Annotated in this window: 18 protein-coding genes; 8 read left to right on the top strand and 10 right to left on the bottom strand. The window is 34.5% G+C overall.

The window, feature by feature from the left end:
• The 7 genes from ABN763_RS07925 to ABN763_RS07955 form a co-directional block, all read left to right on the top strand.
• Positions 1 to 197, top strand: a 197-nt coding sequence (locus tag ABN763_RS07925; protein ID WP_410484915.1) for a type IX secretion system membrane protein PorP/SprF, incomplete at its 5' end; no start/stop codon positions are given.
• A gap of 14 nt (positions 198 to 211) precedes the next feature.
• Complete coding sequence (locus ABN763_RS07930; protein ID WP_410484916.1) at positions 212 to 361, top strand: hypothetical protein; 150 nt, start codon at positions 212 to 214, stop codon at positions 359 to 361.
• Between the two features lie 363 nt (positions 362 to 724).
• Positions 725 to 1,969: a GNAT family N-acetyltransferase gene (locus ABN763_RS07935; protein ID WP_410484917.1), complete on the top strand. Its 1,245-nt coding sequence runs from the start codon at positions 725 to 727 to the stop codon at positions 1,967 to 1,969.
• A 145-nt stretch (positions 1,970 to 2,114) separates the two neighbouring features.
• Positions 2,115 to 2,873 carry a hypothetical protein gene (locus ABN763_RS07940; RefSeq protein ID WP_410484918.1) on the top strand — a complete coding sequence of 253 codons (759 nt, stop codon included), beginning with the start codon at positions 2,115 to 2,117 and terminating at the stop codon, positions 2,871 to 2,873.
• The gene (locus ABN763_RS07945; RefSeq protein WP_410484919.1) at positions 2,873 to 5,629 is read left to right on the top strand and encodes a carboxypeptidase-like regulatory domain-containing protein; all 2,757 of its coding nucleotides are present in this window, start codon (positions 2,873 to 2,875) and stop codon (positions 5,627 to 5,629) included. Before ABN763_RS07940 ends, ABN763_RS07945 begins: the two co-directional genes overlap by 1 nt.
• Before the next feature lie 2 nt (positions 5,630 to 5,631).
• Positions 5,632 to 6,879 (top strand): DUF4249 domain-containing protein, encoded by a 1,248-nt coding sequence (locus ABN763_RS07950; protein WP_410484920.1) that lies wholly within the window; start codon positions 5,632 to 5,634, stop codon positions 6,877 to 6,879.
• A gap of 12 nt (positions 6,880 to 6,891) precedes the next feature.
• The gene (locus tag ABN763_RS07955; protein WP_410484921.1) at positions 6,892 to 8,655 is read left to right on the top strand and encodes a hypothetical protein; all 1,764 of its coding nucleotides are present in this window, start codon (positions 6,892 to 6,894) and stop codon (positions 8,653 to 8,655) included.
• Between the two features lie 7 nt (positions 8,656 to 8,662).
• On the opposite strand, the gene ABN763_RS07960 is transcribed toward ABN763_RS07955, so the two are convergent.
• Positions 8,663 to 9,799: a right-handed parallel beta-helix repeat-containing protein gene (locus ABN763_RS07960; RefSeq protein WP_410484922.1), complete on the bottom strand. Its 1,137-nt coding sequence runs from the start codon at positions 9,797 to 9,799 to the stop codon at positions 8,663 to 8,665.
• 229 nt (positions 9,800 to 10,028) lie between these two features.
• Here ABN763_RS07960 and ABN763_RS07965 point away from each other — a divergent pair, with 229 nt between their 5' ends.
• Positions 10,029 to 10,484, top strand: a complete 456-nt coding sequence (locus tag ABN763_RS07965; protein WP_410484923.1) for a hypothetical protein — start codon at positions 10,029 to 10,031, stop codon at positions 10,482 to 10,484.
• A 73-nt stretch (positions 10,485 to 10,557) separates the two neighbouring features.
• Here ABN763_RS07965 and ABN763_RS07970 read toward each other — a convergent pair whose 3' ends face one another.
• From ABN763_RS07970 to ABN763_RS08010, 9 genes are all read right to left on the bottom strand, one after another.
• Complete coding sequence (locus ABN763_RS07970; protein WP_410484924.1) at positions 10,558 to 11,466, bottom strand: LamG-like jellyroll fold domain-containing protein; 909 nt, start codon at positions 11,464 to 11,466, stop codon at positions 10,558 to 10,560.
• A 39-nt stretch (positions 11,467 to 11,505) separates the two neighbouring features.
• Entirely contained in the window at positions 11,506 to 11,988 is a 483-nt protein-coding gene (locus tag ABN763_RS07975; protein WP_410485384.1) for a COG2426 family protein, read from the bottom strand.
• A gap of 181 nt (positions 11,989 to 12,169) precedes the next feature.
• Entirely contained in the window at positions 12,170 to 13,921 is a 1,752-nt protein-coding gene (locus ABN763_RS07980) for a hypothetical protein (protein WP_410484925.1), read from the bottom strand.
• The gene (locus ABN763_RS07985) at positions 13,914 to 16,157 is read right to left on the bottom strand and encodes a tryptophan-rich sensory protein (protein ID WP_410484926.1); all 2,244 of its coding nucleotides are present in this window, start codon (positions 16,155 to 16,157) and stop codon (positions 13,914 to 13,916) included. The genes ABN763_RS07980 and ABN763_RS07985 overlap by 8 nt, the downstream gene beginning before the upstream one ends.
• The gene (locus ABN763_RS07990) at positions 16,157 to 17,449 is read right to left on the bottom strand and encodes a BatA domain-containing protein (RefSeq protein WP_410484927.1); all 1,293 of its coding nucleotides are present in this window, start codon (positions 17,447 to 17,449) and stop codon (positions 16,157 to 16,159) included. The genes ABN763_RS07985 and ABN763_RS07990 overlap by 1 nt, the downstream gene beginning before the upstream one ends.
• Entirely contained in the window at positions 17,450 to 18,346 is an 897-nt protein-coding gene (locus ABN763_RS07995; RefSeq protein ID WP_410484928.1) for a DUF58 domain-containing protein, read from the bottom strand.
• Between the two features lie 14 nt (positions 18,347 to 18,360).
• Entirely contained in the window at positions 18,361 to 19,353 is a 993-nt protein-coding gene (locus tag ABN763_RS08000; RefSeq protein WP_410484929.1) for an AAA family ATPase, read from the bottom strand.
• A gap of 10 nt (positions 19,354 to 19,363) precedes the next feature.
• On the bottom strand, positions 19,364 to 19,981 hold the full coding sequence (locus ABN763_RS08005; RefSeq protein ID WP_410484930.1) for a DUF4159 domain-containing protein: 618 nt from the start codon (positions 19,979 to 19,981) through the stop codon (positions 19,364 to 19,366).
• A 77-nt stretch (positions 19,982 to 20,058) separates the two neighbouring features.
• Positions 20,059 to 21,375 (bottom strand): TldD/PmbA family protein, encoded by a 1,317-nt coding sequence (locus ABN763_RS08010; protein ID WP_410484931.1) that lies wholly within the window; start codon positions 21,373 to 21,375, stop codon positions 20,059 to 20,061.
• Positions 21,376 to 21,385: the final 10 nt, after the last annotated feature.

The raw sequence follows: 21,385 nt of genomic DNA on the forward strand, positions 1-21,385 counted from the left end.
ATCTGACGGGGACCTTTGATATCTACAAGCGTGTGGAGTTAGGACTGAACTACCGACTGAATGAATCAGTGAGTGGACTGGCCTTTGTGAAGATGGCAGACTGGATGGCTTTTGGGTATGCATATGACAGATCGACCACCAACATCGGAGACTACAGCAGAGGATCACATGAGGTGTTACTTAGGTTTAATTTGTAACAAAACCTGTAATCATGGAAATCTCATACGCTCATTTTAAAGAGTGCATTAAAGATGATACCGTTAGAAAGATGGTTCTTGACAAGGGAGAACCTACTGAAGACCATCGTATCAAATTCTATATTAAGCTAAAAAGACATAATCAAATACCAAATGATTCTTAAACTAACCAATAGAAGCAATAAGAAGAAAGCGATAGCTGACTTCGCTCTTGAGTTATTAACCTTATTAAGTCTCCTGACCATATTGATTTGGGTTCTATATATCATTTACACTTTTGGAAATGCCCTATTCTAGAGGTGACAACTACAAAGCACCATTAGTATTCTTACTGATCTGTTTGATATGCATCGGTGCATTGGTAGTACTAATAGAAACCGGTGTATTAGGATACTTACATACACCATAACATTCTTGCGGAGCTAGGACTCAGTGCAAATTTTGATTGATTAATTGAGTTTTTAGATTAGTAGTGAAAAGCAGCATAGGGGTTATATGCTGCTTTTAAATCCCATAAAGCATCTGGAATGATCGTTTTTTCAAAAGTCGAGGCCAAAAAATATCTTATTAATAATCCGTTCACTTCTAGAACCTATATAAATCTTTGGATATCTATTTTCAAACAGAAAATACAGCCTCTTAAATTTAATAGCTTTAATCCGGTTCACTTTGTAAAATCAAAAATACCTTACGTTTATAAAAACGTCGGTGGCAACTTGGTAAACGGGATCTATTACCGGACAAATCCTGAAGAGAAAGACTATAGAAAAAAGGTATTCTTCATTCGGGATGTACCCTCCTATTTTGGTATTTCCAAAAGTTATGATAATAGTGGATCGCTCAAACTACGATCAATCCCACAATACAAAGGGTTATTGGCAGACATGAGAAGTTTTGAGAATGTCAACTCATATTTAAATAGCATTGTAAGTGCTAGAAGACTTAGATACTATCGAAAATGTCAAAAAAGGCTAGAGAACAGTTTTAATATTACCTATCACTTTTACCAAGAAGATACCGACAGAAAAAAACACACTCAAATCATTAATTCGTATCATAAATTAATGAATAAACGCTATCAAGAAAAAGGAGAGCAATTGCTTGATGGGAATATTTTATCGAAAAAGTTTTTTAAGGAGCTATCATTTAAATTGTTAAAAGAAAAAAAAGGGGTATTTATTGTAATCTGTGATAACAATGAACCTATCTGTATTTCCTTTAGTTATATACTTAATGAATTACTAATTGCAAGCCGAATTGTTTTTGATACCGATTATAGAAAATTTGGACTAGGTCACATTGAGCTTAAAACGTTATTGGAATGGTCGTATAAGCAACAGATTAAGATTGTTGATTTTTCAAAGTTGGAATATGCCTATAAACACAAATGGTGTAATCATGTATACCGATTTGAATTTCACTTTTGGTATGATTCCAAATCGTTATTGGCAACATTGATATCATGGATACTAGCTAGTTTTTATAAAGCATTGCAGTATTTAAGAAATTACAATCTTCATCACTTGGCACATAAAATAAAACACCTACCGAAGCGTAAAAAACAAACCTACCAAACAAAAAGTAGTATCAATATCATTTCTCATTACCAAATAACCGAAGAATTAGAAAAGGTAAATACCGCACATTACTACAATAAGGACCTAAAACAATCTATCAATGATATTTTATATTTAAAACAAAAAAAACTTTCTGAAATTGAACTTTATAAGTGTAAGAATAGATCCGATCGTTTTAGCATGCTAATACGTTAAATATGTAATACAAGTATTTTATTGCTTGAAAAATCTTAATTGTACAAATTTCATATTCGTCACTGTGTTAAATAAGGCTTAGATAAAAAACATTTTGCTTAAATTGCTGTAGAAACTATTCATCATTCAATCCAGCGCATCTAAATTGGCTAAAAAAGCACTTTACTTAGCAAAAATTTCAATCACATTTTTTTTAATTGGAACTTTTAATAACGCACTTTCGCAAAGTGCAAAAAAAGACAGTGAAGTCTATTTGGTTTTTGATCAAATTGTTGGTAAAACAAATACCGGAGTATTTAATGGTACAGAATATTTCAATAGGTTTCGAACGATTAATGAAAAACATCAATTCTTTAAAGGTGATCAGTTTTATAAAGGCTCATTATTACTGACTGAAGCGTCATACCCTGATTTAGACTTAAAGTATGATGTGTATTTAGATGAGCTAATCATAGGGAATTTAGAGATTTTGGGATCGCCCATGACCGTAATAGACAAGGGAAAAGTTGTTGCTTTCACCATTGGAAACAGCTCTTTTGTCAATATAAAAAAAGAAGAAGAAAGCAGTGATCGCGCCCTTTCCGGATATGCGGAAATATTATCCGAAAAAGAATCCTTAGTGCTATTAAAGAAACATAAAAAAGCTATTTCCCGAAAAACGAATAGTAAAAGAGCCTATTATGAGTTTAAAGATGGGCATTCTTATTTCTTAAAGTATAAGAATCAATTATATCCCCTTAAAAATTTAAAGTCGTTAATTTCCATTTTTCCTGATCAAAAAACTATTTTAAAAACCAGTTATGACAGCCACCAAAGGTTAAAAAAAACTCAGCCGGATGTTTTTTTTAAATCGATCATAAGCGATTTGCAGGAAGCACTAATATTGAAACAGACTAAAGGTTGATGAGATTTATTTTACTTCTTTTTGTACTCATTCAAGCAAACTTTTGCTTCGCCCAGCAAGAGGCAATAAGCATATCGATTGACTTTCAAGACAACTCGTTTGAAGAGGTTTTAACCAAACTTGAAAGCAAAACGGACTTCGAATTTTATTATGCCAAAAATTGGCTACCCGATTCAAAGTTCACTAAAACATACAAAAATGCTACTCTCACAGATATTCTTCAAGATCTTTTTTCTAACACTGATATTAATTTTTTCATAGGGTCTGACTACCGAGTCATCTTAACTAAAAATAGAATTATCTACACGGAGTTACCTGAAAACTTTCTTGAAAAGTCAAAGGACTCTATAAAGAAAGAAGCTACTGTATCCGCTCCCGTGTTTATTGAAAAGCAAAAGACATTACAATCTTCAAACATTGAAACAGTAACAATAGGAAGAGCAAATAAGAACATTCGTCAAAGACAGTTTACAATTACAGGTACCGTAATTAATGGTCTTAACAACAAACCTGTCCCCAATATTGCGGTATTTTCAAAATTGATCGGGAAAGGAACTATTACTGATGGTAATGGAAATTATAATCTTAAACTACCTCCCGGGCTCAACCTTGTAGAAACTAGTCTCCTTGGTTATGAAAGCGTCAAAAAAAATGTTATTGTTTATAATGACGGAGTTTTAAACTTCGTTGTGAACGAGAATTTTGAGCAGCTGGATGAGGTCATCGTAGAATCTGATGCTACTCAAAATATTAATGATACTACCACGGGAAGTTCCAAAATCAGTTCAGAAGATTCGAAGAACATTCCAACGGCTTTAGGAGAACGAGATATTTTAAAAATTGCCACTACGCTACCCGGAGTTACTACTGCCGGTGAAGGAGCATCCGGTTTCAATGTAAGGGGAGGCAAAACAGATCAAAACCTCATTCTTCTTGAAGATGCAGTGATTTACAATCCATCACATTTTTTTGGGATTTTTCAGGCTCTTAATCCTTTTGCAATAAGTGATGTTAATATCTATAAAGGAAGTATTCCTGTTGAGTATGGCGGAAGGCTATCTTCCGTTTTTGATATCAACGCAAAAAAGCCGTCTAAGTCAGATTTCAAACTAGAAGGATCCGTCGGCCCAATAACAGCAAATTTGGTTTCAGAAATACCTTTAATTAAGGATAAATCTGGAATTTTAGTGGGAGGTAGAGGCGCTTTCTCCGACTGGGTTCTGCGTTCTCTAAATGACTCAGAGTTACAGAATAGTCAAGCATCATTTTATGATTTGATCGTCAAATATGATCATGCCATTAATGAAAAAAATGATCTCACTGTCAATGCATATTATAGTGATGATAAATTTAGTATCACTTCAGATTCAATATTTAACTACAACAACAGGCTATTATCAGCCAAATGGAATCACCTATTTAATGAAAAAAATACTGGTAGTTTGATTGTAAACAATAGCCAATACAAGTTCAACATCGATTTTGAGGGCAGTACGAATGCAAATTTTTCTCAAAGATTTCAGATAGATGAAACAGAGATAAAATTCAAATTTAATTACATCCCTAATGAAATCCATAACTTTAGCTATGGACTGTCAAGCAAACTATATACCATCCAACCGGGTGATATAGAACCTAGAACCAGCGCTGATTTAATTGTACCGCTATCCATACAAAAAGAAAAAGGACTTGAATCCGCCATTTTTTTGGCAGATAATTTCAAAGTCTCTGAAAGGCTTCAGCTAGATGTTGGTCTACGATATTCGTTATATGCAGCGCTAGGACCAATATCTAAAAGAATATATGAAGATGGAGTACCCCGTTCAGATAATACAGTTATTGGAAATGAGGTTTTTGAAAACAACGAAATAATTGAAACATATGGAGGACCAGAGGCAAGAGTTTCGGCAAGGTATCTTTTAAATAACGATTTTTCAGTTAAAGCTAGTTTCAATAACAATTATCAGTATATTCAGACACTATCGAACAATACAACAGTTTCCCCTATTGATACCTGGAAATTGGCTGATACCAACATAAAACCACAGCAAGCTTCTATTTTCTCCTTAGGTTTTTACAAAAATATCAATGTCAACGAATACGAAATAAGTCTAGAAGGTTTTTACAAGAAACAACGAAATATTTTAGATTTTAAAACCGGAGCACAATTGCTTTTGAATGAGTTTGTAGAGACTGAAGTATTGCAAGGAGAAGGTAAAGCTTATGGGGTTGAGTTTTTAATTCGTAAAAACATCGGTAAATTCAATGGATGGCTAGGTTATACCTATTCACGTTCGTTTTTCAAATTGGATAGCCCTTTTATAGAAGAGCAAGTTAACGATGGTGATTATTTTCCATCTAACTTCGATAAACCTCATGATATAAGTTTTGTCGGAAATTATAGATTATCAAGACGCTTCAGTTTTTCAGCTAATTTCATATACCAAACGGGTAGGCCCGTCACCTTCCCAGTTGGAAACTATAGTATTAATGGCAGTACATTCGTACTTTATAGTGACAGAAACCAATTTAGAATACCAGACTATTATCGTTTAGACTTAGGTATTAATATTGAAGGAAACCATAAGAAAAATAAGCTTGCACATAGCTTTTGGAATATTTCGGTTTATAATGTTCTTGGTAGAAATAACCCATATTCTGTTTTTTTTATTACTGAAAATGGAGAGATACAAGGATTACAAAGCAGCATTTTTGCTGTACCGATCCCCTCAATCACATATAATTTTCGTTTTTAATAATGAAGGATTTACAACATAAATACTTGCTGCTTCTATATTTATCTAAGACTAAAATAGTATTATCATTATTGCTTTGTCTTTTCATAACGAATGCGTGTATTGAACCATTTGAAGAAGCCGAATTTGTGGAAGGCTTTGAAGACATTCTTGTAGTAAATGCCACAATAACTAATGAACAAAAAAGACAAGAAGTTATACTAAATAGGTCATTTGAGTTTGGTGAAGAAGATATTCCGACTGAAGAAGGTGCGGAAGTATTTATTTCTGATGAGTCAGGAAATGAGCTAACCTTTTCTGAAGTTACTCCTGGCAGATATATTTCTGATATTGCATTTGCTGCCGAAATGGGTAAAGAATATGTACTAAATATTGTTACCAGTCAAGGACAAGCGTATCGCTCGTCTGCAATGCAATTACCAACTGAAACCACGACTATTGACCGTTTATATGTCGAAAGATTTATAAACAACGATGGGATCGATGGACTTGGAATCTTTATCGATAGTTTTGATTCAAATAATTCGTCAAAATTCTATCGTCATGAATATGTCGAAAATTTTAAAATAATAGCGCCTTTTTGGAGTCCTTTTGATGCTGTCGTTGTTACGGAAGGCATATCAACTTTTGATATACGAGCAATTTTAAGAGAACAGGAGGAACGAGTATGTTATGGGGAAAACCTATCAAAGGATATTATTTTAAATAGTACATTAAACTTAAGTGAAGATAGATTAGATAGGGCCATGGTCCGATTTATCGACAGTGATGATTATGTTTTGACACATCGATATAGTATTTTAATCAAACAATTTGTTCAAAGTCCTGAAGCATTTTCATATTACGAAACCTTAAAAGGTCTCTCACAAACTTCCGGTAATGTTTTTTCTGAAGACCAACCCGGTTTCTTGCAAGGAAACGTCTCTTCCGTTCAAAATCCAAATGAAAATGTAGCAGGTTTTTTTGAAATTGTAGCAAGTGATGAAAAACGCATATTTTTTAATTATGAAGATTATTTTCCTGGTGAGGAGCTACCCCCCTACTTCGCTGACTGCGTAATTAGTGCTCCACTTACTGAAGGATCTTTGGGAGAAAGAGAACTACTTAATTTAATATATGATGATGTCCTAAGATTCTATGATTTTAACAATGGTGTAATGCCAGGAGGTCCTTTTTTAATGGTGCGGAAAGAATGTGGAGATTGCACCACTTTAGGAAGTAACAAAATTCCGGATTTTTGGATTGAATAATTATTAGAATCGATGAAAAAAAACATTCTCATTTCATTTCTACTTCTCTGGGTTTTAGTACATCCCCTTCAGGCGCAAACACGTATTCAAAACAAAAAACAACTTGCAGTACTTGGTAATACAGCACCGGAGTCTGTTTATATTCATTTTAATGATTCTTTTTTATTAACTGGTGAATATCTATACTATAGCTTCTATTGTCTCAATACAGAAACTAGTTTATTAAGCGGCTTAAGCAAAATTGGTTACGTAGAATTGATTAGTGCAAATGGTGATGTCATTTTTAAGCACAAGCTAAGGCTAAAAAACGGGGTCGGACAAAGTGATTATTTTGTACCAACCTCCTTAAAATCTGGCAGCTACAAACTCGTTGGATATACCCAGTGGATGCAAAATGGAACGTCAGATCTTTTCTTCCAGAATGATATACATATTATCAATCCATACCAAGGCAATCAATTTGTTACCAATAATATAGAAAAAGAGGGCCTTGAAACAAAGCAAAGTTTAACGAATAAACCGAATACACGAAGTACAGATCAGGACAATGGAGTTGTTTTACAACTAAAAGACTCAGTTTTCAAAAAAAGATCAAAAGTAGAAATGCTTTTAAAAAGCCTAGATACTACATTTTCTAATGGAATTTACAGTATTTCAGTAAGGAAAAAAAACTCCTTTAAAAGTCCAGCAAAAACTAATTTTCAAGGACTGAATTATCTTAAACAACCTAAGTATTTATTCAATAATGTCAACGCAAGCTATTATCTACCAGAACTTAGAGGCAGCTTAATCAAAGGTACCATATCCTCCAATAATAACGATAAGCCGATAGAGAGATTAAAGGTAGCAATGTCTATTCCTGGTGAAAAATTTTATTTTGGCATAGCCTACACCAATGATAGGGGCATTTTCTATCAAAATATTGATTCCAATTTTGCAAACAACAAAGGAATAGTGCAAATATTAAATGAAAACACTAACGATTACCAAATTAAACTTGAGAAACATAAATCCCCGCAATTAGATAACCTAGTCTTTAGTAATCTCTATTTAGACAGTTTAATGAGAAAAGACATTTTACAAAGAAGTATTCATAACCAAGTAGAGAACGCATACTTTTTGTTTAAGCCAGATTCTATTTTAAGTACACCCGCCAATAACATTCTATCAAATAAAGCTTATAAGTCCTATAAACTAGATGACTACAGTCGTTTTGAATTATTAGAGGAAACCATTTTTGAAATTGTAAAAGATGTATCAATAAAAAAAGTATCGAAAGAAACTAGTGCCTTATTCGTTCAAGGGTATAATTACAATACAAATACAGGTATACTGCCACTGTTATTGCTTGATGGAATTCTAATACAAAATCATGATCAGATACTCAATATGAAATCAGCTGGCATAGATGAAATCGTCGTGTATCGCGATCAGTTTATAGTAGGTCCTTCGGTATTCCAAGGTGCTATTTTATTAAAATCGAGAAATTTAGATCAAGAAGGAAACTACGATACTTTTGGCTCTACTTATGAGCTATTAAGTACACAACTAACGTCTAAAAAGTATTTTAATCAAATATATGATGTCAATACCAAAAGTAAAATTCCTGATGATCGACTGCAGTTATTATGGCTTCCTAATTTGACCACAAATGAAAATGAGGCTGTTATCAATTTTTATACATCTGATATTAAAGGAGCATTTGAAATAACTATACAAGGTATTTCTTCCAATGGAAAAACCACTTCTATTTCAAGAACAGTAGTTGTTGAATAATATAGATTCAGCGAATCCAATTTATTGCCCACTCTGGAGTAAGTTCTTTATTTCCCGCCCCTTCATTACTGCTTTCATTATAAAAGGATGGGAACGTACCGGTATAATTGGTTGCAATAAAATCAGTAAAGGGATCATCAAATTCGATATTATTAATAGTGAAGTTCCCGCTATCAATTAGATTTACGGTTTCGGATCCAGATACATTAATCCCAATATTGAGTCCTTTAGTATAAATATTAGACAAACTAAATGCGCCTCCACCATTTAAAAGTGATATCCCTTTAGTGTTAGTCCCAATAATCGTTACCTCGAAAATTTCTCCCTGAGTTAGCGGAAGGGCTAACGAATTTTGCTCATTATTAGCAATTGTAATTCCAGCTTCTTCATTTTCTTCAAGATAACAGCGATTAAGAACTCCATCCCAGCCTTCTCTTAAATAAATACCGTTTGCATTGCTATTGTTTGCAACGAGATTTTCCACATTTACTGATCCTCCAATAAACTCAAAACCGTTACCAAGAGAATTATACGATTGAACGTTTGAAATTGTAGTTGAAGCCCCAACGCCATAAAAAGAAAATGCATTAAATGGTACTCCATCGTTTTGTAATGCACCAGCATACTCAATTCTAAGATATCTTAACAGACCAGATGAATCTGTGGTGTCATTTCCACCATAGAACAAATCTAACAGTCTTGACCTGGAAATTTCTCCTGAATTCAATGGTGCCTTACCACAAATTAGCAAACCTCCCCAATCTCCAGGTTGAGGATTATCCTCAGCTGAAGTAATAATGACAGGCGCATCCTCTCTGCCGTAAACAAGTATTTCGCCACCTTGGGCGATTGCGATGTAAACATCATTTCCCTTTTGTGCTTTGACGACCGTTCCTGCTTGTATTAATAGTCTACCTCCATCCCTTACTAATAAGGGACCAGTTAATACATATTCTTTATCCGAAGTTAATTGTAACACACTAACCAGCTCTCCTTCAATGGCATTTTCTGGTAAACAGTCATTTTCGCATGAACCCCCGCAGTCAATTCCAATTTCATCACCATTCATTACTCCATCCGAACAGGATATCAAACTGCTTTCTTCAACCTCACTTTCATTACAAGATATAGTAAAGGCTACCATAAAAAGTGAAAAAAATCTAATCAAAAAACTACCTCTTCCTAACAAAATATGAATACGATTTTATCTTCATTAAACCTATACATTGAAAATAAGCCTAAAGATTTTGATTTCCAAGAAAGGGGACATAATTGTGAACCAGGTTCAATCATAGTCGAATAAACTACACAATCTAGTATCACAGTATTACGTAAGGTAATACTACCCTTTTTCGACAATTGCTAAAAAAAAGATGAAAAGAAACGTTTTTACACTGTTACTGTTAACAATCGGTTTTATAACAAATGCTCAAATAATTAATAACGTACCGGGTTTGGTAGCTTCTCAACTTGATAACGGCTGGTATAAATATCAATCTGAAGGGGCTACTTTTGATGTCGAAGTAAAAGACGGATATATCATAAGGGGAAATATTAAATGGTTTAATGAGGATACTTATTCTGGTTCATTGTCCTTAAGTAGTATTGCAGGAAAAGGTACATACACATGGGCCAATGGCGAACGTTATGAAGGTGCTTTCAAAAAAAACCAACGTCATGGTAAAGGAAGTATGTATTACGTCAACGGAGAAAAGTTTAGCGGTAAGTGGAAAAAAGACAAACGCCATGGTAAAGGTAAAATCTGGAAAACAGACGGTAGTATTGTTACTGGAGTTTGGGAAAACGGTGTTTTAGTTTCCACCAAGTAATAAACTACTTCTAAGAAATTGAAAAGGCAGGTGATGAGACCTGCCTTTTTACAATTGTACAATAATTTAGATATTAATCTAAAAGTGTTTTTACTCCGCCTTTTAATGTATATAAAGCACCAACTTGTTCAGAAGATAGGCTTTTTTCAAAAATAGAAATCTCATCCATAAGTCCGATATACCCAAGACCAAGATAGATATTAGACTGATCGACCTCCCATGTAAAAGGATCCTTTATTTCTTTACGTTCCCCTTTAAGAGCACCGTCAAGATAAAGCGCTGCTTGGCCATTTTCAGTATTGAGATCTTTAAATGTAATAACCACATGAGTCCATTTCCCTGTATCAAATGGTGGATTTTTAACTACAGGTAACTGCTCAATAAAAATCGGATTTTCATTATCCGGACCTTCAGGATTCGGATTCCAGCTTATACGATCACCAATGACTCCCAAACGAAAGTCACGCGGATTTTCTTTTGTGAAATCTACCCAGAAACCGGCATCATTGTAACCAGAATCAGTGATTTGGATAGGATCGCAATAACCCGGTTCTAAGTCTGTTTCTGGATCTAGACTTAACCAAAAAGATATGGTACCCTCCCAATTTGCGGTGCTGTAACTAACATTACCTTTACTTTTAAAGTAGATATAACCCTTACTGCGCTTGGTAAACTTTAAAGCATCTCCAACATATCCTTCCTGGTTTACAATAGAAACACCTTCTTTATCAAGTCCCAATTTTGCCGAATCTCGCTCTTTACGGTTTGTAACACTGTACATGCTAGCATCCCCTTTCGCAAAATCTGCATCGACCCCATTATCAAAAGAAGCATACAAACTTAGGTTGTCTTTAAGGTCTTGATGTTTCCCTGCAGCATTACTTGTAACACTATCACTTGTTGTTTTCTTTTTCTCATTTTTACAGTTTGATAGTATCAAGCACATGAATACAATCAAAAAACTATTGGTAGTTAATCTCATAGTTAGTTATATGGTGTATTGTTGAATTAAAATTATTCCCTAAACAGATGTCATGCTCAAATAAGTAGTAACCCAAATAATAATCGATGACACTGCAATACCAATGCTATTCGCTATAAAAGCCTTACTCCTATCCATTTTAAAAATATAAGTAGCAATGCTACCGGCATATACCCCAGTACCAGGAAGCGGAATCATCACAAAAAAAGTCAGTCCTAAGAAACCATATTTTCTGATCTTGCTGCCTGAACCGGTTTTGGCTCTTCTAGCAACAAAAATAGCAGGTTTTTTATACCAATGAAATCGAAGTAAATAGCGATTAATATGATCAAGAAAAAACATCATAATAGGAAAAACCAGAATGTTAGCCACCAAACAGATAAAAAATATTATGTAAATATTTGCACCATTAAGCATACCATACGGTATACCCACCTTTGCTTCACCAAAGGGAGATATACTCCATAAAAAAGAAATAATAAAGTCTTCTAGCAATCCTTTTATTTTAGGATTTGCAAAGATATAGCGCAATCAACTATTTAACGCATAGAAAGTCATAAATAAACATTAAATAATCCCATTTGACCTACTTACCTTCATGAGAACGGTAATTAGTTGATTTCCTCGAGTCAAACAGCACTCCTGACTTAATAGCACTTTCACAGTCAACAGATTGTAATCATCATTAAATATTAAAGAAGATTTAATTTTGAAGCTTTGGTGCTAACCACAAATACCCCATACATCCTATAAAGATGAAGAAAAACCACAAAGGCGATAGTGGCTTTTTTAGATAAGATGGCATTGAGGTTTTTGTTGATTTTTTAGCATACCTCTGATTTTCAAGAATAGTTTGGTACGTATGATTTGCTTGCCATTTTAGGGTATCGGTAACAAAATAATGCAGTGCCAGCATTGTATCTTTTGATATTGACACTGAATTCCATCCCATTTTTTTAGGATAGGTTCTACCATGCCAAAGATTAGAAACGTCAATATCTTCTTTTATGGGAATGTTATATTCGTCATTAGAACGAACCTCAATATTTTGATTGGTCGACCTAAGATCAAATTCAAAGGGATGATTTCGATATACTATTTTAGAATCTGTTTGCCATTCAATAGTCTTTAATTCTTTTTTACCAATCTCGTTAATTATTTTGCTCCAGAGCCTTTGGTATTCATCGGTGTTTCCTCTTAAAAGTAACTCGTATGTATTTTGCAATACACTTGAACCAATCTTACCATTACCTATCGCTTTAAAAACAGATATCATTTTATCATTACTATCATGAATAGGATATTGAGCCAAATTCTCCCTAAACACAATAGGTAATTTAGATACATTGAATTTTGAATTATTCAAGGTCCTAATTTCGGTCAACTTATCTGACATAAATGAAAAGCCTGCAAACTTCTCTACCGCACCAATACCATCATTAGTTGCTTGTATAAATATGCCCAAACCATTTTTCGTAACGGCCTTCTTAAATGCTTCCTTAGTTGAATTACCGAACTTTTTGAAAGTAGTTGCGTCTAAGAATACAAGATCAAAAGCTGCCAAATTCTTTTCAGTTAATTGACCAATTGGTGTTCTTTTTATGTTAAAATATTCATACTTAAAACGTCCTCGGGTAATCTGACTACGAACAATAAGTTCATGACCCATTTCTGCTAAATAATTTTTGAGATATTTTGTTTCAAAAGTCGGGAAGCCATTCAGCATCAAAATTTTCAACGGCTGTGGGTTGTTTATGATAACAGGAAGTGGGTTATCGAAGTATACTGTGCCTGTTGAATCTTTTTCTTCTATAGAAAAAAGAAACTTACCACTAACCCTTACTTTGGTTTCAAGATTAATGAGTTGTAATATTGTATCTTTTAAGGAAATTGAATCCAAAGCAACTCCACCCGGCCCTTTAAGTGTTAAGATTCTTCCTTTTTTTGCCTTATGATAAAGACCTTTGAATACAAGTTGCTTCCCCAAGGTAACCTGATCATTGTATTTGAATCGAATGATTCCCTGAGGAATACCCCCTTTATAATAGGTCACATTGGTCTTATCCAATTGCCAAAGGTCATAGGGTTTTATACCGTTTCCAACGATAAAAACAGTATCAGGAAACTTGTTAGTTTCAAATATAGGCTCATTAACATTGTAGGATACTAACTGTATATTTTTATGTTCCTTTTTTAAGCTGTCTAACCGTTGTTGTGAATAATCATCTGTAACAACAACAGCTTTAAATGGTTTAACCTCTATATTGATGATGGGTTTCAAGGCCAATATTACTAATGATGAAATCCCAATGAAGGCTATGAAAATACGTATCCAAATATTTTCAGAATTGGGCTTTTGATATTCCTTCCATATAAAAACTAGCAGTAATAAAAATCCAGCGATTAGGGCAGGCCACAACCAATTCTTATTTAAAAAAAGTAGAGAATCAGTCATTAAAATTAAGTTCATTAATCAATAATGCATTGATTTCACTTTGACTGGCCGATACTTTTGAAGGACTCGGTTTTTTTTCAGGCACAGCAGCGTATAATCCTTTTTGAACCGATCTTAATAGTTTTGGAGTTCCTCGATCTGTGTCTGATAGTACTTTTAATCCCTGTAATGTAATGAGATAACTTCCAGGGTTTTCGATTGCTTTTATAGCCAATTCATTGGCTGCATTCTTGAATAATACAGTGTCTGCTTCTGACGGCATTTCATTTTGTGAAATAAGCTGTTCTAACCTATCGATCGTTTCTCGAATTGATGGATACATTTCTGGTTTTCTTAAATCTTCATTCTTTCTAAAATTAGAAACTTCATCAATTTTCCCGCTGAGTCTTTTATCCTCTTTAATTGGAGGAGGATCAAACCCAATACGATGTACATAAATACGCGCGCTATTTTTTATTTCCTGAATGAGTTTTAGTGCTCTGTACTGATAGGGTAAGGACTTTTCTGGGGTGTACAAACGAAGGTATAATTCTGCATCCCACATTTCGTTTAAAGCTTGTCTTAACTTACCTTTTAATGATTTAGCAAATAAGGTTGCTGACTCCGGATCTCCATGATCATGAACGTACTCTTCTAATTCTTGAACGGTTCCTTTATTCTTTTCCTGGGTATTTTCATCAACCAGATTATGCTCATTTTCATGGTCGTGGTCATGGGTATATGCTTCTAGCGGATCTTCATCTTCGTCTTCATGATCATGACCATCATCATGTTCATGCTCGTGATCATGATCGCCTTCATCTTCCTCTGGGGCATGAGCAAACTCCGACTCATCACCCATAAATTGAGCATACTTTAGACGCAAAGCTTTTTGATCAAATCCCAATTCGTTACTACTGAACTTAAACTCTTTCGCAGTTAATTTTGGTTTACTTTTAATGAGTTTTTCGGTATCGATAATTAATTGTCGTTGACTTCTAAAATATTCTGGCATTAAATCAACTCCCATGGTCGCTTCCACTGCAAATTGATCAGAAATCGTATCTTTTATAACGGCAAAAAAGGTTTCACTTCGCGCACTGTTTGGTTTTGGTTTTTTATAATCAAAAGCTTCAACATAAAAATAGAGCTCATCGCCAGGTTCCATTTTAAGCTTTTGTAGATTTATTGTTTTTAGCAGATTTTGATTCTTTTTTCCTTTATCAATCGATGTGTCGAAATCTAATTTTTCTTCTCTAAATTTAACGGACTCTCCTGAACCTTTACTCACTGTAGCAACAATGTAAGCGTCAGCCAGACCATAATCATCGTTAATATTAGTTGTAAAAGGCAATTTCATTTCTCCATCATGATCAAAAGATGTAAACTGCTCGATATTGTTGATCTTAATATCAGGCTCTTTGTCCTTCAGCATTTCAATGGCATACAATTTTGAGGTGTACTCCCTGTCATAAAGATCTGTAAATTTAAAATTGTAAAATCCGGATGCCTTAACTAAAAAGGTTCTTTTATAAGTGCCATTATCAAAATTCATAGGATACCTTTTTCCCATACTCTCAATAACAACATTCTTAACTTCTGAATCAAACCTAAGCTCCCAAGATAATGTGGCGCCTTCCAACGCCTTGACATTCATATCTGTGTTTTTAAAGGGGCCAACATTGGTGTATGAGGGATACCGTACTCGTACTAATTGGTTTTTAATGTTGGGAACTTGTTTTGCTACTTCAGTAGAATCCACAGGTATGAAAGTAATATTCTCTGATGGAGGCTTTGGATATGAGTTGCTGGTAAGATATTCAACTACATTGAATTGATATGCCAACAAACCGGCCATGATAAATACCAACATTGTCAAACCGGCTTTAAATAGGTTATGAGGAGGTTTTATTCTGTTTAAGTTAGTTGTGAGTGTCTGTAGAATCTTATGTTGCTGTAATTGCGCTAAGCCCGATAGGGTTTCTTTCTTTTTTAATAATAAACCCGAACTGTACTGAGCTTTATCAAGACTTTCATCGATATACATAGTTACCGTATTCAAACTAGTGGTCCAAGGCTTGATAACGAAAGAAATTATCACAAAAGTTAACAAGGAAACCAGCATTGTGATAACTATATGTTCAAACAAAAAATGTGTAAACACCATAATTCCTATAGCATAAAGAAAGACTTCCAACCATTTAAGCCACTGCCATTTTCTTTTAAACTGAATTAATATGTTAGCCGCTTCTCCCATTATTGCTTTCTTGTTTTTGAAACCACTCTTTCGGCTATTAAAGACAAAATGAATAGTACCCAAAACCATTTATCAAAGGAAACATTAGCCGTTTGTTTGGATTTCTTATTGGGTCTAGTTTTTATCGTATCAATCTCGTTTGAGGCTACAGCTCTTTTATCGTATTGTTGAACGTGCTTTTTTAAATTACGATTTGGGTTAAGTGTTCTTAGAAGCTGTTCTGCAAAGTGTTGTTGAACAACGATATCAGTACTAAGCGTTTTGGTTAAATAAAATGTATTTGGCAACTCCCCCTTTTCAATAAGATTATGAGCAAGATCATCCATTTTATATATCAATACTTTTCTTTCACTTTTTGGTGGTACTTTCCCGCTTAACCAAACCAAAAGATCATATTCTAGATTTTCTGTAGTATCATCACTTGTCCTGGTATCGATTTTTATGGATTGGTCAATATATCTGGAAATCGCCTTTAAAGAAGCTTCTACATATAATTTTTCATTACGTAAGCTATCATCAAAATAAATCAACGTCTTCAGTGATGCTGTTTTATTAATTTTTATGTTTTTAATGAACTCATTATCATTAAAAAAAACACTATCCTTCGTTTTATTTAACTGAAGTGTTCGATCATCAATTGAAATCACATTATCTGCATAAGAAAGTTTCTTAGCATTACTAAAAACAGATACCAGTTTGATAGAATCGCCTTTATTCTCAGCATTTATTCTTTCGTTAATAGTAGATTCTGTATCAAATACAATCCAGTTAATATTTGATGATATCGTTGGACGAAGCCCCTTGAGGCCTTGTATAAATGCTTTTGTAAACACCACCACACTATCTGTTTGCAGGTTCTCCATTTCCTTAGCTAAATTCCAATAATTCGGAACATTAAATACCTCATAAGAATTATCCGGATCATAATCTGGGAATCCTTTCTGCAAAAGCTTTACATTCGATCGATCGATTGTGTCAATAACAGCTGCTATTTTAGAATCATCTAATAGTGAAGGTTCCACTATATAAGTAATCGGGGTTGTTATTACCTTTCTTTTAAGTTGTGGTTCTGACAAAATAAAAACCAAAATAGTAACCAATAATAAACGTAGTAACAATAATAGAATCTCATTAAGCCGAATGCTACTCGTTTTTTTTGAATCGGACTCATCAAGTAATTGAATGCTTCCAACCTTAATGGTCCTACCTTCTTTTTTACTCCATAAGTGAATTACTATTGGAATAGCCAGTGCCAATAAAGCCCATAGATATGTTGGGTTTAAAAAAGTCATTTACGCAATTCTATTTCGCATTTTGATAAATTGTTGTAATGCATAACCAATTGGTCCATCTAATCTAAAAAGATGATAGCCAATATTTTTACTCAGCAATGTAGTTTGTACGGTGGATATATGAGTTTGCAAGGATTCCAAATAATAGTTTTTGGCATTTTTAGTATCTACTTTTCGTTTAGCTCCGGTTTCTAAATCTTCAAAAGTGAGCGTTCCCTCATAGTCAAAATCCATTTCATTTTTTCCCATTATATGCAAAACCACTACTTCATTTCTATTGGTTTTTAACCGCTGCACAAAATTGCTTAACTCATCATTATGTTCGTAAAAATCAGTTATAAAGAATATTAATTCTTTATGACCTCTGTCATGAAAAATGCCGGCTTCTTTAAGCTTTTCAGGCCACTTGCCCTTACTTTCTATTTTTATTAAAGTAGAAAGTAGTTGGTTAAAATGTTGTCGTTGTACCTTTGAAGCTAGACTATATAACTCGTCATTGTTTAAAGCAAATAAGCCAATAGCATCACCCTGATTCTGGGATATATAGGCCATGGCGGCTATCAAAACCCTAACATAATCCATTTTTGAAAGCTCATTTTCGGTATGCATCATGGAAGCACTTGCATCTACCACAAATTTGATTGTAATATTGGTTTCAATTTCAGACTGCTTAATATAATATCTTCCAGATCTGGCTAGCATTTTCCAATCTAACAACCTTAAATCATCTCCCACTTCGTAATTTCGAAACTGGCTAAACTCCATTCCAGCTCCTACTCTACGACTATGGTTTAATCCTGAGAGATATCCATCAACAACAACTTTCGCAATGAGAGCGAGTCCTGATACACTTCGTATCAATTCTGGTTTTAAAAGTTGATGATCATACTGTTTCACAAGTAGTTATTTTGCTATGTAATGGCATTTAGAAGTTCACGGGTAACATGGTCTGCGGTAATACCTTCTGACTCCGCTCTAAAATTTGTTATAATACGATGACGTAATACTGGATAAGCTACATTTTTAATATCGTTTAAAGTAACGGATAGTCGACCTTGAGCTAACGCGCTTGCCTTAGCGGTTAATATCATTGCCTGACCAGCTCTTGGTCCGGCTCCCCAACTTACCCATTCTTTAACATAATTGGATGACGTAGTTTCAGGTCTGGTAGCTCTTACTAGTTTACTCACTTTGTCGATTAAATCGTCACTAATCGGGATTTCTCTTACTAACTCTTGCAAACGAAGGATTTCTTCACCGCTTATAATTGCATTCACAATTTCTTTTTTAGTCCCGGTAGTATTTTTTAAAATAGTCGTTTCATCAGACTCTGTTGGATATCCGATTTTTATGTACAACAGAAAACGATCCTGTTGTGCTTCAGGTAACATGAAAGTTCCCGATTGTTCAATTGGATTTTGCGTAGCCAATATGAAAAATGGTCTATCCAATGGGTAGTTTTTCCCAGAATAAGTCACCTTAAATTCTTGCATAGCTTCTAACAACGCAGCCTGCGTTTTAGGTGGGGTGCGGTTAATTTCATCCGCAAGAATAATATTAGCGAAAATGGGACCTTTATTGAACTTAAAAAACTTCTTTCCCGTACTATGATCTTCTTCTAATACTTCAGTACCAATAATGTCTGAAGGCATTAAATCAGGAGTGAATTGTATTCGCTTAAATTTTAAATCAATCGCTTGCGCTAAGGTTCTTATCATGAGTGTTTTTGCTAAACCTGGAACACCTTCAAGAAGCGCATGCCCTCCAGCCAAAAATGTAATTAAAAGCTGTTCGACTGTCTCTTGTTGACCTGTTATTACTTTTGCAATTTCAACTCTTAGAGCATCAATTTTATCGGTAAGCATCGTTACCTCTTGTTCAATGCTTGCTAATTCTTCATTCATAGATATAATTTTACGATGTAAGTGCGTACATAACGATGTTTACACCAAATCGGGTATTATCAATTTTATACCAGCGTTTATTTCTAAAGTCATAATCCCACTCGCAACCATAGTCTTTATTACTGTATAGCAAACCAATGCGTCCATTAACAAGAATGGCCTTAAGATAGTCATGTACTAAATCATCGCCCCAACCATTTAATTCTTGTGATGTAGTGGGTGGTCCATTTTCAAACTCAAAAAATACTTTATAAAGTTCATGGTCATTGGGTATTTTTTTTAATTGTCCGGGAAAAAGAATTTCCATTTGTCTTTCAAATGATTTTGAGAACAAACCATCAATATCATGATTACAATCATCAACAAAAACAAAACCACCATTACTTACATACTTCTTAAAGTTTTCGGCTTCTTTTTTAGTGAATTGAACCAGTTTGTGTCCTGACAGATAACAAAACGGACTTTTGAATATATCATCACTGCTTAAGGAAATTATCTTTTCTTGGGTATCAACAGTCAAAGTTGTATACTCTACCAACGAATTAAGCAGATTAGATGGCATGCGCTGGTCAACGTCCCAATCTCCAGATTCATATTGTAGTCTGGTAAAGAAAAACTTATTATTCAAGACTATTAGGTTTAAAGAAAAAACTGGCCATAATGATGTTATCAAAACAACCAGTTTATTGCTATTATTATTAAAAATTAAACCGCGTCAGAAAGGCTTGTAAATGTAAAGTCTCTAATTTTCATATAAGGTATCAAATTACCATCTATACGAACCTGCTGACCTAAAGTCTCTAGATTATTGAGCATAATTATCGGACTTTCATTAAACCTGAAATTCTTTACAGGATGCTTTAATTTTCCGTTTTCGATATAAAAGGTACCGTCTCGCGTTAAACCTGTATATAGTAAAGTCTGTGGGTCTACACTACGTATATACCATAATCTTGTAACCAAAATTCCCTTTTTAGTATCTTTTATTAAATCTTCAAGTGAAGCATCACCACCGGCCATAATTCCATTGGATGGAAACGGAACGGCTTCAACGCCTTTCTTTTTCGCCCAATAACGGCTGTAAGAAAGGTTTTTTACAACGCCATTTTCAATCCATTTCATTTTTTTGAGCGGTTGTCCAGCCCCATTCCAAGTGCCAGTCGGCACTTCAGGATTTAAAGGATCTGACCATAATTGAATGCGCTCATCTACTATTTTTTCTCCGAGCTTCGTACCTCCTCCTTCTTTGGACATAAAGCTTCGACCTTCATCGGCAGTTCGGGCATTAAATGCACCAAACATATTACCCAAAAGTCCTATGGAAGCTGCGGGTTCTAGAATAACGGTATATTTACCCGGTTCGATCGCCTTTGCTTCTCTAGACATTAATGCCTTATCAATTGCAATTTTCGAAGCCTCAGCAGCATCAAACTTACTAACGTCATTATAATCGCGTGTTACCCAACCCGACCCTGTACCATCGTTGGTACGCATGGTAACCGTAAAATTGGCGCTCGTAGATTTATTATAAGCGAAAAGCCCTTTAGAGTTCATCATTGCACTAAAACCAGATGAGTCGTTCAAAAATCCTGCTGCTGTTACATCCTTAGCTGCTGCAGGCTCAATGCTACTATTTGCTACTTTAGCACGATATTCTGGTGTTATATTTGCAGTAGCCTCGCTAAACGTAATTGATTCGTCATATTTCTGAGGGCCTAAAGGCTCCATGAATTCAGGATTTTCAGGAGATAATTTAGCAAGTTCTTCTGCTCTTCTAACCACCTTTTCTAACGATGCATCATCAAATTCGTCGATAGTAGCAGTTCCCGATTTTTTACCGAAGTTAGACTGCACCACTAAGGTTTGATTTGATCTATGTCCAGCTGTTGAAACTGTATTTCGGGCATAACGAATATTGCCGCTTTCACTTCCATTTAAATTTACTTCGCAAGCATCAGCCTTGGAAAAGCTCAACGCTTTTTCCATGATCTTTCTTGCTTCTTCTTTTGTATATATTGCCATGATATTTTCT

Source organism: Spongiivirga sp. MCCC 1A20706 (assembly GCF_046524175.1).
Lineage (GTDB): Bacteria > Bacteroidota > Bacteroidia > Flavobacteriales > Flavobacteriaceae > Spongiivirga.

Excerpts from the sequence above, each read along its gene's own strand:
- ABN763_RS07930 (WP_410484916.1), top strand. The coding sequence starts at position 212 with ATGGAAATCTCATACGCTCATTTTAAAGAGTGCATTAAAGATGATACC.
- ABN763_RS07935 (WP_410484917.1), top strand. The coding sequence starts at position 725 with ATGATCGTTTTTTCAAAAGTCGAGGCCAAAAAATATCTTATTAATAAT.
- ABN763_RS07945 (WP_410484919.1), top strand. The coding sequence starts at position 2,873 with ATGAGATTTATTTTACTTCTTTTTGTACTCATTCAAGCAAACTTTTGC.
- ABN763_RS07950 (WP_410484920.1), top strand. The coding sequence starts at position 5,632 with ATGAAGGATTTACAACATAAATACTTGCTGCTTCTATATTTATCTAAG.
- ABN763_RS07955 (WP_410484921.1), top strand. The coding sequence starts at position 6,892 with ATGAAAAAAAACATTCTCATTTCATTTCTACTTCTCTGGGTTTTAGTA.
- ABN763_RS07960 (WP_410484922.1), bottom strand. The coding sequence starts at position 9,799 with ATGGTAGCCTTTACTATATCTTGTAATGAAAGTGAGGTTGAAGAAAGC.
- ABN763_RS07965 (WP_410484923.1), top strand. The coding sequence starts at position 10,029 with ATGAAAAGAAACGTTTTTACACTGTTACTGTTAACAATCGGTTTTATA.
- ABN763_RS07970 (WP_410484924.1), bottom strand. The coding sequence starts at position 11,466 with ATGAGATTAACTACCAATAGTTTTTTGATTGTATTCATGTGCTTGATA.
- ABN763_RS07980 (WP_410484925.1), bottom strand. The coding sequence starts at position 13,921 with ATGACTGATTCTCTACTTTTTTTAAATAAGAATTGGTTGTGGCCTGCC.
- ABN763_RS07985 (WP_410484926.1), bottom strand. The coding sequence starts at position 16,157 with ATGGGAGAAGCGGCTAACATATTAATTCAGTTTAAAAGAAAATGGCAG.
- ABN763_RS07990 (WP_410484927.1), bottom strand. The coding sequence starts at position 17,449 with ATGACTTTTTTAAACCCAACATATCTATGGGCTTTATTGGCACTGGCT.
- ABN763_RS08000 (WP_410484929.1), bottom strand. The coding sequence starts at position 19,353 with ATGAATGAAGAATTAGCAAGCATTGAACAAGAGGTAACGATGCTTACC.
- ABN763_RS08010 (WP_410484931.1), bottom strand. The coding sequence starts at position 21,375 with ATGGCAATATATACAAAAGAAGAAGCAAGAAAGATCATGGAAAAAGCG.